Origin of the sequence: Glaciibacter superstes DSM 21135 (assembly GCF_000421145.1) — a bacterium.
GTDB lineage: Bacteria > Actinomycetota > Actinomycetes > Actinomycetales > Microbacteriaceae > Cryobacterium > Cryobacterium superstes.
On sequence record NZ_ATWH01000016.1, the window covers coordinates 63,492 to 78,877 of the forward strand.

Below are 15,386 nucleotides of genomic sequence, written 5' to 3' on the forward strand. Positions count from 1 at the left end.
CGGCCACTATAGTCACAACCCCGCAGGAGGGTTAGATTGGGAAAATGTCCCACGAGAAATCGGATGACTCAGCAACAGACCCGCAGCCCGAAGACAGGGAGACGGATGACGTAGCCGGCCACTCGGCGCTCGGCGATGCTATTTCGGTGCCGCCACGACAGGGCTGGGCAACGGTGGACAAGACCGTCTTCGGTGTGTCAGCCGGCATCATCCTCGTCATCTGCCTGCTCGGCGTCTTCTTCACCGAGGCCATCGGTGGCGTTGCCGCATCCGCCCTCGCCTGGGTGACGACGAACCTGGGCTGGCTGTTCATCCTCGGCGCGTCGGCATTCGTGGTGTTCGCGCTCGTGCTGGCGTTCGGGCGCTACGGCAGCATTCCGCTCTCCCGCGAGGGTCAGGGCACCGAGTTCTCGACCCTCTCCTGGGTGGCGATGATGTTCAGCGCCGGCATGGGCATCGGACTCATGTTCTTCGGGGTATATGAACCGGTCACACACCTGGCGGACCCACCTCCGTTCGTGGATGCCGCGCCAGGGAGCCCGGAGGCAGCCAATGCCGCGATGGCATACACGCTCTTCCACTGGGGCCTGCACCCCTGGGCGATCTACGCGGTCGTCGGACTCGCCCTGGCATATTCCACTTATCGCATGGGTCGTGGCAACCTGATGAGTGCGCCGTTCCAAGCGCTCTTCGGCCGGGACCGGATCGAGAAGAAGGGCTGGGGCAAGCCGATCGACATCCTGGCGATCATCTGCACCAAGTTCGGGTCGGCAACCTCGCTCGGCCTCGGCGCACTGCAGATCGCCGCCGGAATCTCCCTGTTGCAGACCGGAGAGTTCGTCGACGACCCAGGCACGGGCCTGCCGATCATCATCATCTGTGTCTTGACGGTCGGTGTGGTGTTCTCAGCGGCCAGCGGGGTGTCGAAAGGTATCAAGTGGCTCAGCAACACCAACATGGTGCTCGCTGCCGTGCTGCTGACGTTCGTCTTCGTCGCCGGACCGACCGTGTTTATCCTCGACCTGATCCCGTCGTCGATCGGGTCATACCTGACCGAACTCGTTCCGATGAGCTTCCATTCCGCAGTGTTCGGCGGAACGGACTGGCTCGCCAGCTGGACCATCTTCTACTGGGCGTGGTGGATCTCGTGGACCCCGTTCGTCGGCACGTTCATCGCTCGCATCTCACGCGGCCGCACGATCCGGGAGTTTGTACTCGGCGTGATGCTGGTTCCGACCGGGGTGAGCGTGCTCTGGTTCGCGATCTTCGGCGGCGCCGGTTTGAACCTGCAGCTGAACGGTGTCGATATCGCCGGCACCGGCGATGAGGCGGCGGGCTTCTTCGCTGCGCTGCAGCACTATCCGTTCTTCATCGGCACGGCGCTTGTCGTCATGGTACTGACCGCGGTCTTCTTCGTCAGTGGGGCGGATGCCGGCGCGCTCGTTCTCGGAACCCTGTCGAGTCGCGGCCGCAAGGAACCGTGGAAACCCCTGGTCATCCTCTGGGCTGTGCTGACCGGTGCGGTCGCGGCGGTGTTGCTGTACGTCGGCGGACTCGGAGCGCTGCAGACATTCACGATCCTCGCAGCGACACCGTTTGTGCTGATCATCATCGGTTTGTGCGTGTCGCTCTATGTCGATTTGCGCCGAGATCCGCTGCGGCAGCGACAGCTGGGCCCCGTCCGTACAGCGTCGGAGAACCTGGCGTCGGTGCCATTCACCCGCCCGGTGACAGACGAAGTGACGGATCCGCACCTGACAATAGATACCGACGGGGACGGCATCCCAGATGCGCCGTCGCCGCTTCATCCGGAGCCCTGACGCACCGGGACGGCGAAGCCAGGCTCCAATTTCGCTGGTTGAGGAGCCGCTGAGGAACGAAGCGGCGTAATTTCGAGATGCACGCTTCGCGCGCTCCTCAATCCGGCGCTCGAAACCCTCGCAAGCCGATCTCGAAAACGCAGCTTTCCCGTCGAGCCAGTGGCTCGCCGAAGCAGTTACTGCAGTCGGCGCGGAGCGGCGAGCTCTGCAGGCTAGAGCGGACCATCATCCGTCGGCTGGAACCACGGCGGGTAGACCGACACCTTCGGTCGGTGTGCCGCGGTGGCGAGCACTCCCCTGACCACCTCACGTACTTTGTCGTTCGCGACGCCGATGAGCGAGACCTTTTCGAACGGATACACCTCTGGCACGAGAAATTCGGCCGCCAGAGTCGAGACCGCAGTCAGGTCTGCCCGATGCTTGTTCAGCATCCGTGCGCGCGCTTCGGGTGTCGTCGCGAACCGAGTGAGGGGTCCGACCGCGTCTCCGTCGGTCACCGCAACGGACGCCGACGTGTCGTCGGTTGCCGTGTCAGCAGCGCCGACCGTGCTGACCAGAACAACGAAGTCGAAGATCGTCCATTCCTGGGCGTCTGGGGAGAGCCGCGGGTCAGCCTCGAATGAACGGATGTTGTTCCACACACTCGAATTCGGCGACAGGAAGAAGGGCACAAAGCCGGCGACGTTGCGATCGTCCTGGCCCGCGAGCGGTATTGCGCGCCGCGCGGCGCGGTTCTCAGCGGAGGAGATGTCGACCGTCGGGCGCTGGTTCCAGGCCTCATTCGCGTCGGCGAACAGGGCGTCTGCGCCGAGAATGCCGGGGAGGTTGCTGATGTGGGTGACGTGGTAGATGCGTAGTTCGCCAACATCGGAAGCAGAAGCCGCGCCGGCGCCGCGGCCGGCCCTGGCCGTGCGTGTGGAGGCAGTGCGGCGCGCTGAAGCGGTTGTTGCGACCGGGGCGACCCGTGCCGTGCGAAGCGTGGTGGGGCTAGCCGCTTCCCGCGCACGACTTGCACGCGGCTTGGCCTGCGGAGCGGACCTGGCCCCTTCCGGTACCGCCTTCGGAAAGCAGGTTGCACAGAGTTGATCTTCCAGTCCGTGGATACACTCGTCGCTCAAAGGCGAACCCTCTCGTTGTGCGGCTCCATTCCCAGTTCGGGGAGAAAGGAGTCCACCTCTCCACGTTACGCGGGTTTCGGGTGCTGCGGCGACTCTTTCTCCGTCTTGGGCATCGGAGAGGGGTCATTCTCCCCCGATTCGACGAGTGTGATGAATGCGCTGAGCTCGGCAACCCCGGCCGGAGTCACCGACAGGTACTCGGTGAGCGCCGGCGAATACACCAGGTATGCCGCCCATTTCGCCCGGGAGATCGCCACGTTCAGGCGGTTCTTCATGATCAGGAACCCCATGCCGCGGGGCACGTCGTCTGCAGAGGATGCCGCGAGGCTCACGATGGCGATCGCTGCCTCCTGCCCCTGGAACTTGTCAACCGTGCCCACCCGCACCGTCGGGAATCCGGCGTCGAGGAGCGCATCCCGCACCATCGCGAGCTGTGCGTTGTACGGCGTGACCACGATGATGTCGTCTTCGGTGATCGGCTCATCGAAGCGGTCTTCTGTTGGGTCTATCCACCGCCTGCCGAGTGCGGCCCCCACGAGCGACACCACAACCTCGGCCTCCTCTGGCGACTCTACAGAGTTGCCCGTGTGCACGACCGGCACAACGTGCAAGCCAGGTTCGACGCCTTCAAGCGAACGGGTGGCGGCGACCGGATGCGCGTGCAACTGCCCCTCATACGACAGACGCGACACCGGCGCGGTGACCGCCGGGTGCATGCGACGGCTCTCGGCGAGGAAGTATCCGAGCTCGACCGGCAGCACATCGTGCCCGGCACTCACCCAGCCGAGGGCAGACTGGTCGATCGGCTCCGGGTGTGTGCCCTGGCTGACCTGCGGCAGTTGCTGCGGGTCGCCGAGCAGCAACAGGTTGTCGGCGGCGACGCTCGCGGCGATGGTCGAGGCGAGCGAGAACTGCCCGGCTTCGTCGATCACGAGCAGGTCAAGCGAGTGGCGGGGAACACGAGCCGGGTGGCTGAAGTCCCAGGCGGTGCCGCCGACGACAAACCCAGTGTTGGCGTGCTCGGCCGCGAACATCAGCTGGCCGTCTTTGGGCAGGATCGTGAATTCGGCATCCGTCACATCGGAACCACTCTTCAGCCCTTTGCCGACCAGCGATCGGTCGAGCCCGGCCTTGACCACGGCGCCGAGCAGGTTCTCCACGACGGCGTGCGACTGGGCGACGACTCCGATCTTCCAGCCGTGCTCACGCACCAGCGCGGTGATCACGTGGGCGCCGAGGTAGGTCTTCCCGGTGCCAGGAGGCCCTTGCACGGCGAGGTAAGAGCGGTCGAGGTCCTGGAGGCTCGCCACCACCGCGTCGATGCGGGCGGTTCCGCTGATCAGTGCGGGTGCATCAGCCTCGTCAGGCACCGGTGCCAGCACGCCCGATCGCGTGCGCGGCGGCACACGGCGCAGGATGTCGACCATCGGCTCCTGCGGCCAGGCCGGCTGCGTGTCGACGATGGCCTGTGCCCACTCGGCGATCGCGGGCTTCTGCTGGCCAGGCGGGGGCGGGGCGGCCGGAGCCAGGGCACTCGGCCGACGATTGTAGGGCGCCGTGTCTTTCGCAAGCATCTCTTCAACGAGGATGCTCCCGTCGTCGGCGACCTCGAGCACTCGCACGCGGCAATACGCGCGGGCGTCGTCTCTGGTGTCGGAGTTCTCGAACGGGCCAGGGTGCTCATAGAGAAGGTACGGGCCAGGCTGATTTCCGGGTTTGATACTGCTGCCGGGCGCGAGTCGCCCTCGCAGCCGCAACTCACGGCGGTCGGTGCGCTGGTTGCCTTCGCGATACCAGTCACGCACGACCGTGAAATCGTCTACCACGAGCACGTCGCGGGTGTCTTGCCATTCATCGATCGGATACTCGAGGCGAAAGAAGTGTCCCCACCAGAAGCTCTTGTGCTCTCGCTGGTGATAGTCGATGGCGGCGGCGGCGAACGCGGCGGCCGTCTGATCTGGCGTGCGGTCGGGGATGACCGGCGCGCCAGACGAGATCGGCATCCCGTGTGGCTCGGCTCCGTCCGCTGCACCTTCCGCTGAGCCGCCCGTCCCCCCGGCCAGCACGAGCAGCGCGTCACGCAAGGGTGATGGCAGAAGATCGACGACATCCGTTTCGGGCAGCGGACCGGCGATGGCAACACCGTTCTCACTCGCCCGCTCAAGCAACCAGTCGCGCAGGCGCAGCGTGGACACGCAGTCGTAACGGTTGTAATCGCCGATGGAGTCGAGCATCCGTTGGGCTTCGACGACCGAGCCGAGCTCGTGCCGCTGGCGTGCCGTGGCGTACTCGGTGATCGAATCGGCGGCGTTGGTGACCTCGCCCTCGCGCAACTGGGCACCCATATACAGCGGTTCGAGCTTCTTGATCGAGTAGGAGCGCGACCCGACCCGCACGGTCTTCTTCACCAGCGGGTAGAGGTCGACGAGGGCGTTGTCGCGCAGCAGCTGGTCGATCTCGTCTTCGCCGATGCCGTGGCGGGCGGCGATGCTCAGCAGGTGAGTGCGTTCGTAGGAGGCGTAGTGGTAGATGTGCATGCCCGGGTACCGGGCGCGTCGATCGGCGAGATAGTCGAGAAAATCGCGGAGCGCCTGCTTCTCTTCACGCCAGGTGTGTGCCCAGAAGGCGCGGAATGTGCCGTCGGGTTCGATGAGGCCGAACAGGTAGTCGAGTCCCCATTGTTCGCCGGCGCCCTCGGTGTAGAGCGGGTCGCCCTCGAAGTCGAAGAAGATGTCGCCCGGGTTCGGCTCCGGCAGCACGGCGAGACCGGGTGCGTTGTAGACGACGACCGGCGGCGGTTCGCCTTCGACGGCGTCGAGTTGCAGTCGGGCCTGCACGCTCAGGCCCGTGAGTGTGGAGACGGCGATACCCTCGACGCTGCCGATGAAGGATTCGCCGGCCGTGGCGTCAGAACCGGCGCGGCCGACGAGTGCCGCGAGCTCGTCGATCGTGTGGATCCCGGCTTCGGCGAGCTTTGCCCGCTGGGTGGGGCGCATTCCGGCAACGAGGAGAAGGTCGCGGTGCTCCTGCACCTCGGCTTCGCAGGTGTCGCAGCGTCCGCAGACGGTGTAGCGCGGGTCGCCCCACGCGACGGGCGCGGCATCCGGCGAACTGAGCCTCTCGTCGATGATCTGCAGCAGGCGCTCACGGCGTTTGCGATACACCGGGCGGATGTCGCTGAGCCGGTGGGTGCTGACGGTTCCGTCGCCGAGGAGGAGTTCAACGTTCTCTGAGGGACGCAGCCCGATGCGTTCGAGTTGCTCCGCGTATGCAGCGACCTGCAGCAGCGCGGTGACGCGGGCGGTGCGGGCGAGTTTGGTGTCTTGCACGAGCCAGGAGCCGTCGCCCTGGCGCACGATGAAGTCGGCGAACCCGATGAATGCCGTGTTTGCGACTGAGCCGTTGAAGACCGAGCCGCTGACCCTGCCGAAGGTGTCGTCGAAGAACGTGGCCTGGAAGACGACGTCGGCGTCGCTGGCGAAGGCCTGTTCGGTCTCGCCTGCGGCCGCCTCGAGGAGGTCGCGGGACATCCGTTCTGGGCGTTCGATCTCGGCCACGACGCCGATGGTGTCTCGGGCGCCGGCTGCGCCACCACCGGTGGTGCGGTGCCGCCGATAGTTCTCGAGCACGCGTTCCTCGTGCTCGTCGCCGAGGCGGGCGGTGCGTTCGAGCATGGCGTCTTCCGCGTCTGGCACGGCCTCGATGCGGCCGAGTTTCGCGTCGAGCTTGCGCAGGAAGGCGAACTCACACTTCGAGGCCGCGGTCAGGTCGCTCGCGCTGGTGACAACATCGCCGTCAAGCAGGAACATCGAAAGTCCTCTCGTCTACTCGTCACCCGAGCGTATCCGCAGCCACCGACACCCGCCCCGCCCTCGGCGTCTAAGGTGGCATCATGCAGTCTGATCGAGGCACGCCGCGCTCCGAACCGGAGTGGTCCGAGCATCCGTTGGCCGGCACATTCACGCAGACCGACACGGATGCGTTCCGCCAGCTGAGCGGGCAGTCTGCGAAGGGTGTTGGCGTCGCTTCGACGCGCCACCGCGGTTATGACAGCGCCGCAACGGTCACAGATTACCTGGCGGTCTCGTTCGATCCGCCGACCATGCTGGTCAGCCTCGACTCGCTCTCGCAGATCGCGGAGGCGGTGCAGGGCTCTGGCCGGTGGGGCCTGAGCCTGCTCTCCTCATCGCAGATCTCGGTGGCAGACCAGCTGAGCGGGTCGGGTCGGCCGCTGATCGGTCAGCTGGCACAGGTGCCAACGTTCCGCCGCGAAGAGAACGGCGTGCCGCTGATCATCGGCTCGCTCGCCTGGTTCGAGCTGCGCACGATCGCGGTGCACGAGGCCGCGACGCACAGCCTGTTCATCGGCGAGGTCACCGCGATGGGGAGCTCGGCGGGGCCGGCCACTCGGCCGCTGATACGGTTCCGGTCGGCGTACACGCGACTGTAGTCCGCCGCAACTCGTGCGCGCCGACCCGGCCTGGGCACCCGATCGTGCCCTGGGCACCCGAAATTGTGGGTGCCCAGGGCATTTTCGGGTGCCGGGCTGGCGAGCGCTGCGCGGCGTCGCGCATCGCGCGTCGCTAACGCGACCACGACGACTCGCGAGCAGCAGCATCCGTTGCCATGCTGTTGTGAGCCGTCGCGTCTAGACTTGCCCGAATGAGAACGGTGTTGGCAGCGGTGGTGCTCCTCGGTGCGCTCACCCTCACCGGCTGCACGGGCAGCATCAGCAGCGAACCCCCGCCTGCCGACCGGTCAACGCCTGCTCCCTCTGCGACGGCGCCACCGGCATCCGTCACCCCTACGGCGCTCACGCCGGTCATGCCGGGTGAGCTCACCGACGCCTCCGCGCAGGCGGAATCGACGCGCGTCGCCGATGCGATCCAGGCGCTCGTCGACCCGGCGCTCATCGTCAACGTCGACGACCACTCCCAGCTCGTGGAGAAGGCCGAATCCGACGGGCGCTATTACGGCATCCTGCGCACGATCACGCTCGATCCGGCGGCGGATGCCGTCTCGATTGCCACCGCGCTGGTCGCGTCACTGGAACCCTCAGGGTGGATCACACTCGAGACTTCGAACGACGGCGGCGTCTTCCTCAATGCCATGACCAGCGGCACAGAAGAGGCGTCTGCCTGGTTCGTCGTCGTCGGCGCCGACGCCTCCGTGCCCGGTGAAGCGGTGCTCTCGATCCAACTCGCCAGCCCCGACATTCCCTGACCCTGTTCCTTGCCCTACCCCGGCAGCGTCCCGAATCACTCACGGGCCGAATCAGCCGGAGCGCGTTCGACCACCTCGTTCAGCCGTCTTTCCACCACCGCGCCAACCGGAAGCGCCGCCGCACGCTCGGTCAGTTCGCGGATGAGCGTCGGAACCGGGCGCATCCGACAGCACGAGCACCATCCGTTGGCGTCGAAGCTGGCCCGCATCGCCGCCGCATAGTTTCCCTCCGTGAGCCAGGGGATGTCGCGCACCAGCGCCGTGGTCGTGTACCCGTGGGAGCTCATCCCCGAGAACGAACGCCCACACGCACACGGACCGTCGGGACTGCGCATACTGGTCGGGCACGGATCGAGCATCCACACCAGTTCCCCGTCGACACAGTGGGTGAAATCGCTTTGCCGAGCGCCTTGCGTCTCGCCAGTCGCTACCAGAGCCTTCATGACCTTCTCCATGTTCTCTGGCACGAGCGTCATCGAGTAGATGCTTCAGACAGTAGACACACCCACCGACATCGCCTCCCGCCGGGCAGCGCCGCGCACGCGCCAGTCTGCCGGCTCGCTCCGGTGACGGATGCTGCGGCTCCGGGCATCCGTTCGACGCACGCCGTCGGCTGCACGCGTCTCGAGTTACGCTGGAACCATGGCCAAGGACTTCACCCACGAACCGGATGCCCGCCGTTACGCGCTGCGCATCGACGATCAGCTGGTCGGTGTGCTCGATTATGCGATCAGCGGCAACTCCATCGCACTGACCCGTTCTTTCACGCAGCCGCCGTTCCGGGGCAACGGCTTCGCGTCTGAACTGGTGGAGTACACGGTCAACGACATCGAGGCCACCACCGGGTACCGAGTCGTGCCGAGCTGCTGGTTCGTCGGCGAATGGTTCGAAGCCAGGCCGGAGCGACAGGGGCTGCTCAGCCGCTAGACGCACTCATCTCGTCGGCCACTTCCGGAGAGTCGACCCCGTGTCGACACCGTGTCGACGGCGGCAGGCAAGCGAACGGTCATAGGCTGGGCTGCAACACGACGCCGTGTCGCACACCCCACGCCGAAAGGACGATCATGGTTCCCGAGATCAACTACTGGGCAGTGATCCTGGCCACCCTCTCGAGCATGATCGTCGGCTCGATCTGGTACACGCCGAAGGTTTTCGGCAACTACTGGATGAAGATGTCGGGGTCGAAGCCGTCTGGCAAGACGTCAGACGCAGTCATCCCGATCGTGGTCACCCTCCTGGTGAGCTTCATCACCGCATGGGTGCTCGCCGGCGCCGCCTACATCGCCTGGGACTTCTACGGCGGCAATTTCCTGGTCAACGCCATCGTCACCGCGCTGATGCTCTGGGCCGGGTTCACCGCAGCCCGCTTCGTCACCCACGACGCGTTCGATCAGCGTCCGGGCGGGCTGACGATCCTCAACATCTCGCACGAGCTCGTCACCGTCGTGATCATGGCCATCATCATCGGCGTCTGGCCGGCGTAGCCGGCATCCGTTCTCCAACAGCGCGTTCGTATCCAGCAGGATCACGGCTGCCGGCGACGCTCAGGTGGGGTGGCTCGTCGCCGTAGAACATGGCCTCAATCTCAGGACCTGGCCAGGCGAATGCATCATCGGCGACCCAGACCTGACCCCGCAAGCCTCCGAAGCGCACCACTTCATCGCAGTGAGGCACCAGGTCGGCCATGCTTCCACTTTAGTTAGTCCACTGGACTAGCTCAAGACCGCGAGGCGCCGGACGGCCCTGCATACTCAGGTAGTGAAGGCCACCAGTCGCTCGAGCGCGACCGCCCACGGAATCCGCTCTTGCTCGAGCCGAACGTTTCCCTCGGCCCGAATGCGCTCCAGTGTCTGCTGTTCACTGGCCGCCAGCGTCGGATACGTTCCCACCGCCGCCTTTGGCTCCGGCACCCACAGGTCGCGATACCCGAGCAGCGTCCCCTCGTCCATGAGCACGCTTGTCACGTCAGCACAGCCGGTGCGCAGCACGTGCAGGATGGCGAAGCCGTCGGAATCGAGGTCTCCCCAATAGACAATGTGCCCAGTCTGGATCCACGGAATACCCCGCAGCCGCCGCGCCGCATACCCACCACCGTGCACCACGACGGCCCCCGGCAGCTCGGGCATCGCGAGCACCGTCTCGAGGTTCTCGAACACAAACACGGTGCGCGGCGTGACATGCAGCGCTGCCAGCTCGTCAACGGGTGCGATCACATCGCACAACCCGCCAGGGCGCAACGCCGGGTCGAGAAATCGCACCCGCACCAGGTTCGGCGCCTCAATCAACCCCAGCGATTCCCGCCCGCTGACCGCAGAATGCAGTGCCTCAACGACGGACCGGTGCCCCTCCAGCCACTTCGTGTCGATCCCCCGAATCGGCAACTGCCGAATCCGCCAGCCTGATGCCGGATGCTCGGCCAGCCATCTCACCACCTCGAGAAGGGTCGCGAAGTCCTTCTCGGCCAAGCGCTGTAGCGTGCGGGCATGGGTGCGAATCGCTGCCGCAAGCGTGTCGGGAGGCACCGGCGTCGAAGGGTCAACCGGCACCAAGTCAGCAGACACCGGGTCAGCAGGCACCAAGTCAGCAGGCACCGGGTCAGCAGGCACCGGGGCGACGGATGCCGAGGCGAAGGCCGCGCGCAGCCGCACCGCACGTTCACGCAGCGTTCGCCACTCGCGTGCTGGAGCCGCTCCGGCGAAGGCGGCGATCGCATCCGCTCCCCGCAGCACGCACCGCTCCGGCACACTCTGGGCTCCGATACTCGGCCAGTGCCGGTCTCCCCAGTGCACGGTGACACCCGTGCCGACAGCGGCGCCGCTGTCGGTGGCATCCGACACCGCCCGCCAGGAACGCACCCAGCCGATTGCGCCTGCCTGGTCGGCCAGCGCGGATCGCTCGGTCGGCGGGTGCAACACAATCTCGAGCACCGCGTCGTCACCACCAGCAACGCCGACGGCCGCCCACTCCCGCTGCTTCTGCTCGACTTGTTTGCGAGCCCGTTCCCGCGCCTCGACAACGGTCACCATGGAGCGACCAGCCATGGCGCGACCAGCCATGGCGCGAGCGGCCACCATCAGGCCTCGTCGCCCACCCGGAACGCCACGCTGGCCGCGTGGGATTCCCTGCGGGTCGGGTTCGTGATCGACGTCACCGCGCCGACATACGGTTCGATGGTCTGCAACAGCTTCTCCGGCGTGGCGAGGATCATGTGGAATCCGAACTCGACGAACACGTCCATCGCCATGCGGGTGTAGCGACTGTCTGCCTTGTCGAACGCCTCATCGAGGATAATCGTCGCATACGATGGCAGGTCGTCTTCGTCGGCGGCCAGCTGATAGCGCAACGCTGCCGCGAGGCAGAAGATCACCAGCTTCTGCCGCTGCCCGCCAGAGAGCCCCGCGCTCGAGTCGTGCACGTTCACGGTGCGCCCCGCCAAGTCGACCTCATGCGCCATGAACGTGACGTGCTCGCGGGTGTCGAGGCAGCGTCGTCGCCACGCCGCGTCGGCATTGTCGCCAGAAGCCAACCGCTGCATGATGCCGTTCAATACCGCGAAGCGACGCTCGGCCGAAGCCAGATCTTCATCGTTCCAGGCGCCGTCGACAACCGTCTTCAGGTCGGCCATGAACTCCTTGACCTCCGGCGCACGACGCGTCTTCACCTCGATGCGCAGGTAACGTTCGACGTCGAACCGCGAGCGCCCGAGCGACGCGTTGACCGGTTCAATGCGGTCTTCGACCAGCTTCGGCGCATCACGGATGTCGGAGAGCAGGTGGCCGATCAGGTCGCGCGACTTCTCCCGCAGCAGTTTCAGGAAGTTGCCTTCGTGCTCTGGAAGTCCGCGCGCGACAATGCCCTCGAGTAGGGCACGGTAGCCACCGCGGTCGTCGATCGAGGTTGTCAGGTCGCCGGATGCCGCGGGCCAGTTGCGCTTGAAATCGCCGGCTCCGTCGACGAACGAGGACTGCGCGTCGTTCAGGCGCTTCTGGGCGGCACGCGCCTCCCCGTGCAGGGAGTCACTGACCTTTCGGCCGACGTCACCGATGTTTCGACGGTCGATCTTGCGCTGCACGGAGCGGTAACGTGCCTCCAGCGTGGCCGAGTCGGCACCCGTCAGCGCATCTGCTGCCCATCGGCCGGCGAGCCCGGTTATGAGCTCTTCAACTTCCGCGAGCTGGGCTTCGACCTGGCTGAGAGCCAGCCGCAGTCGGCTCGCCTCCCTGTCTGCTTCGGTGTACCGCTCGCGGGCAGCGTTCTGGGCCTCAATCGCCCCCTGCAGCTCGGTGTTACCGGTGGTCAGTTCGTCGAGCTGGCGGCGGCGGGCGCGCACGAGTTCGTCGGCGGCCGCGCGGTCGAGTTCTGCCCATTCCTGGCTGAGCACACTCTCCAGAACGGTGCGCCGTTTGGTTGCGGCATCCCGCTCGGCCTGGGCTCGGTCGAGACGCCCGCGCGCGCCTTTCAGACGCACTTCCGCGTCGCGGCGCTGCTCAAGCAGCAGGTCGACCTTGGCCTCGTTGTCGGCGCCGAGGATCCACTGGCTGCGGTCGGTGACCGCGTGACGGTCGTTCTTCTCGTAGCGCCTGGCCGACTTCTTGACCTGGCCGCCGATGGTCACGCCGCGCTCGACGCCGTCGAGTTCGTCTGGGTGGTCGACGCAGGCGTAGTCGAAAGATGCGGCCACGCGAGACTGCAACCAGTCACGGAAACCGCCGTCACTCACCCGGATGCGGTGGAGCAGTGAGCGCTCGGTCTTCGCGGCGCGCGGTGCCTCGGCGATTGCGGGAACCGCCTCGAAGACCAGCCGGGCACCGAGGTTGCGCTGCTCGACGTGTCTCCGCACCTCGCGGAGGTGCTCGTCGCGCACCAGCAGGGCGCTGGCCAGCGGGTAGAGCACGCGTTCGATCGCGCCGGTCCATTCGGCAAACTCCGGAAGTACTTCGATCAGTTCGCCGGCAAACGGAAGCGCTGACTCGCTGAGGCCGAGTTCTTCGGCGAGCTTCCGTCGAGCGAGCAGCAGCGCTGCCGGCAGATTGCTCTTGCGTGAGCGCAGCTCCGTGAGTTCGCGGTCGATCCGGTCGAGGTCGGACTTCGCCGTGAAGAAGTGCTTATTGTCATCGTGCTCGTGGGCTGCTGCCGGCGCGGCCTCGTCGAGCGCGCGGCGCGACGACTCCCGCAGTTCGGCGAACTCGGATCCATCTGTCGGCGGCGCATCGATGCCAACACTGCCCAGCTGCTCGGCGAAGCGATTCCACCGGGCAATGGTGTCTGCTGACGCCTTCTCGGCATCCGCGATGCGGTCCTGTAGCTGCGCGGCATCCGCTCCGCCGAGTTTCATCGCCCGTCGTTCGGCGGCGCGCAGGTGCTCCTCAGCTTCTGAGCGCGCGGCATCCGCTCGCCCGGATTTCTGTTCGGCTCGCGCGTGCTGCGCGCGCAGTGCGCCTCGGTCGTCTTCGGCGAGCTGCAGGGTGAAGTGGTCTTGGAACGGGTCGATCAGGCCGCCGAGGCGCTCAGCTTCTGCCGCTGTTGCAGCGGCGCTCTCGTAGTCGCTGATTGAGGTCTCGAGTCGCCGCAGGTGCTCGGCCTGCTTGCGGAGCTCGACGACATGCCGGTGCGCCTCATTGAGCTCGCCGAACTGTTCGACGGCGTTCTTCGCCCGGGCAAAAGTCGCCGGTTCGTCGAGCATGAACGAGCGGAAAAGCTGGTCAAGGCTGCCGAGATTCTTGGCCGACTGGGTCTTGTGCAGCAGGTGCAGGGCATTCTGGTTGCCGATGCCCAGCAGGCGACGGATGCGTGCATAGAACGGCGCATGGGTTCCGGATGTCGTGATCACGGCATCCGGCCACGCGGCCTTGATGCGCCTGGCCTCGATGCCCGCCTCGACGTGTTCGCGGAAGTCGAGAAGTTTCACCTCGCTGCGATCGATGAAGCAGAGGTCTTTGAGATCGCTCTTGTCGACGCTGGAGCCGCGCAGGTGGAACAGGCGTGCGAGGGTGACCGGCGCGTCTGTGCCGTTTTCGTAGCGCAGCAGGATGCCGCTCCAGGTTGCGCCCTTGCGCAGGTAGGTACTGACGGCGCGGTCGAGGGTCTCGTCTGCTTCCTTGCTCCAGGCGCCGCGCACATAGCTGACGAGGCTGCGGTCGTCGTTGCGGGCGGAGGACTCCTGCGCTGCCGCGTTGAAGCGCAACCACTTGTCGGGGGTGAGTACGGTGGCGATTGCGTCGAGGAGCGATGATTTGCCCGAGCCGGATGCGCCGGTGAAGAGGTGCCCCTGCCGTGCGATGTCGATGGAGTAGAGCCCGTGGAAGGTGCCCCAGTTCAACACCTCGAGGCGGGCGAGCCGCCACTGGCCGGGGTGAATAGTGCGATTCGCGTCGGTGACAGCGTGTGGGTCGAGGGTCTCGTCGGCGCCGGGCATTTCGAGCAGAGTCATGATTCCTCCTCCGTGGTGTTGTCGGCGGCGGTGTCGTCAGCCGTTGTGTCGTCAGCCGTTGCGCCGTCAGCCACGTCGTCAGCATCAAACACCGAGCCAGCGCCAAGGTTGACGTCGATCCCGACCTCGTTCCCCTCGCGGGAACTGTCGCCACCGCCCGCCGCGATACGCCGGTACTCGGCACCGATGGCGCTGATTTGGTCGGCGTCGACGATCAGTCGCAGCACCGGCGAGATCTCTGCGCGATCATCCGTTCCGGCCTGGTGGATGACGCGCAACTTGTTCTTCATGTTCATCCACGAGGAGTTGAGGCGTCGGTCGAAGTCGCTCTCGTCGCGGTCGGCGGTGCGGTAGACGCGCAGCTGCTCGAACACCTCCTCCTGCCCGACGATGACGCGGCCGTCGCCTTCCCTGGCGAGCAACATCTGGCGCAGCACGAGCAGCATTGCCGTGTCGAGAAAGGTCAGCGGTGCGGTGCGCACGGTGCGCGGTACAGCCAGTTCGGCGGTGCTGACATTGCGCACGAACGCGAACTCTCCGACTCGGTCGATCACGAGCTCGAGGAACAGTTCGTGCAGGCGCGAACGGATGGCCCCCTCGTCCGCGAGCAACGCCGACCACAGTGCCGACGTCTTGGCGCCAGACAGGTACGGACCCTTGACCAGTTCGAGCAGCGCCCGCCGCGACTGCTCGCCGAGCACGCCGGTATCTCCCTGCCAGAGGGCCGTCGCTGCCGTCGCATCCGTCATCTCGGCATCCGTCATCGCGGTGTCTGCTGTCTCGTCTGTCATAGTT

Annotated in this window: 12 protein-coding genes; 5 read left to right on the forward strand and 7 right to left on the reverse strand. The window is 66.1% G+C overall.

The genetic code is table 11. The annotated features are described in order from the left end of the window. Positions 1 to 44: 44 nt before the first annotated feature. Positions 45 to 1,820 carry a BCCT family transporter gene (locus tag K323_RS27575; protein ID WP_022887092.1) on the forward strand — a complete coding sequence of 592 codons (1,776 nt, stop codon included), beginning with the start codon at positions 45 to 47 and terminating at the stop codon, positions 1,818 to 1,820. A 212-nt stretch (positions 1,821 to 2,032) separates the two neighbouring features. Here the strand turns inward: K323_RS27575 and K323_RS29130 are convergent, their stop codons facing one another. Next, positions 2,033 to 2,938, reverse strand: coding sequence for a DarT ssDNA thymidine ADP-ribosyltransferase family protein (locus K323_RS29130; RefSeq protein WP_022887093.1), 906 nt, complete (start codon positions 2,936 to 2,938; stop codon positions 2,033 to 2,035). Positions 2,939 to 3,003: 65 nt separating this feature from the next. Continuing rightward, positions 3,004 to 6,747, reverse strand: coding sequence for a TM0106 family RecB-like putative nuclease (locus tag K323_RS0120290; protein WP_022887094.1), 3,744 nt, complete (start codon positions 6,745 to 6,747; stop codon positions 3,004 to 3,006). A gap of 83 nt (positions 6,748 to 6,830) precedes the next feature. On the opposite strand from K323_RS0120290, the gene K323_RS27585 reads away from it, so the two are divergent. Then, a complete protein-coding gene (locus tag K323_RS27585) occupies positions 6,831 to 7,388 on the forward strand; it encodes a flavin reductase family protein (RefSeq protein WP_022887095.1) in 558 nt (185 codons plus the stop codon). Between the two features lie 212 nt (positions 7,389 to 7,600). After that, a complete protein-coding gene (locus K323_RS0120300; RefSeq protein ID WP_157509518.1) occupies positions 7,601 to 8,161 on the forward strand; it encodes a hypothetical protein in 561 nt (186 codons plus the stop codon). Positions 8,162 to 8,196: 35 nt separating this feature from the next. Here the strand turns inward: K323_RS0120300 and K323_RS0120305 are convergent, their stop codons facing one another. After that, entirely contained in the window at positions 8,197 to 8,637 is a 441-nt protein-coding gene (locus K323_RS0120305; protein ID WP_022887097.1) for a DUF7715 family protein, read from the reverse strand. A 166-nt stretch (positions 8,638 to 8,803) separates the two neighbouring features. Here K323_RS0120305 and K323_RS0120310 point away from each other — a divergent pair, with 166 nt between their 5' ends. Together K323_RS0120310 and K323_RS0120315 are read left to right on the forward strand one after the other, a co-directional pair. Further along, a complete protein-coding gene (locus K323_RS0120310; protein WP_026851912.1) occupies positions 8,804 to 9,088 on the forward strand; it encodes a GNAT family N-acetyltransferase in 285 nt (94 codons plus the stop codon). A 137-nt stretch (positions 9,089 to 9,225) separates the two neighbouring features. Continuing rightward, complete coding sequence (locus K323_RS0120315) at positions 9,226 to 9,645, forward strand: DUF1761 domain-containing protein (protein WP_022887099.1); 420 nt, start codon at positions 9,226 to 9,228, stop codon at positions 9,643 to 9,645. Here K323_RS0120315 and K323_RS30300 read toward each other — a convergent pair. From K323_RS30300 to K323_RS0120335, 4 genes are all read right to left on the reverse strand, one after another. Then, positions 9,623 to 9,847: a hypothetical protein gene (locus K323_RS30300; RefSeq protein ID WP_022887100.1), complete on the reverse strand. Its 225-nt coding sequence runs from the start codon at positions 9,845 to 9,847 to the stop codon at positions 9,623 to 9,625. The two genes, K323_RS0120315 and K323_RS30300, sit on opposite strands and share 23 nt — an antisense overlap. A 65-nt stretch (positions 9,848 to 9,912) precedes the next feature. Next, complete coding sequence (locus K323_RS27590; RefSeq protein ID WP_022887101.1) at positions 9,913 to 11,235, reverse strand: Wadjet anti-phage system protein JetD domain-containing protein; 1,323 nt, start codon at positions 11,233 to 11,235, stop codon at positions 9,913 to 9,915. Beyond that, positions 11,235 to 14,591: an ATP-binding protein gene (locus K323_RS0120330; protein ID WP_022887102.1), complete on the reverse strand. Its 3,357-nt coding sequence runs from the start codon at positions 14,589 to 14,591 to the stop codon at positions 11,235 to 11,237. Before K323_RS0120330 ends, K323_RS27590 begins: the two co-directional genes overlap by 1 nt. Further along, positions 14,588 to 15,382 carry a DUF4194 domain-containing protein gene (locus tag K323_RS0120335; RefSeq protein WP_022887103.1) on the reverse strand — a complete coding sequence of 265 codons (795 nt, stop codon included), beginning with the start codon at positions 15,380 to 15,382 and terminating at the stop codon, positions 14,588 to 14,590. The genes K323_RS0120330 and K323_RS0120335 overlap by 4 nt, the downstream gene beginning before the upstream one ends. Positions 15,383 to 15,386: the final 4 nt, after the last annotated feature.

Bases quoted from the DNA above. Each gene is read 5' to 3' on its own strand.
- K323_RS27575 (WP_022887092.1), top strand. From the start codon at position 45: ATGTCCCACGAGAAATCGGATGACTCAGCAACAGACCCGCAGCCCGAA.
- K323_RS30300 (WP_022887100.1), bottom strand. From the start codon at position 9,847: ATGGCCGACCTGGTGCCTCACTGCGATGAAGTGGTGCGCTTCGGAGGC.
- K323_RS27590 (WP_022887101.1), bottom strand. From the start codon at position 11,235: ATGGTGGCCGCTCGCGCCATGGCTGGTCGCGCCATGGCTGGTCGCTCC.
- K323_RS0120310 (WP_026851912.1), top strand. From the start codon at position 8,804: ATGGCCAAGGACTTCACCCACGAACCGGATGCCCGCCGTTACGCGCTG.
- K323_RS27585 (WP_022887095.1), top strand. From the start codon at position 6,831: ATGCAGTCTGATCGAGGCACGCCGCGCTCCGAACCGGAGTGGTCCGAG.
- K323_RS0120305 (WP_022887097.1), bottom strand. From the start codon at position 8,637: ATGACGCTCGTGCCAGAGAACATGGAGAAGGTCATGAAGGCTCTGGTA.
- K323_RS0120330 (WP_022887102.1), bottom strand. From the start codon at position 14,591: ATGACTCTGCTCGAAATGCCCGGCGCCGACGAGACCCTCGACCCACAC.
- K323_RS0120300 (WP_157509518.1), top strand. From the start codon at position 7,601: ATGAGAACGGTGTTGGCAGCGGTGGTGCTCCTCGGTGCGCTCACCCTC.
- K323_RS0120335 (WP_022887103.1), bottom strand. From the start codon at position 15,382: ATGACAGACGAGACAGCAGACACCGCGATGACGGATGCCGAGATGACG.
- K323_RS0120290 (WP_022887094.1), bottom strand. From the start codon at position 6,747: ATGTTCCTGCTTGACGGCGATGTTGTCACCAGCGCGAGCGACCTGACC.
- K323_RS0120315 (WP_022887099.1), top strand. From the start codon at position 9,226: ATGGTTCCCGAGATCAACTACTGGGCAGTGATCCTGGCCACCCTCTCG.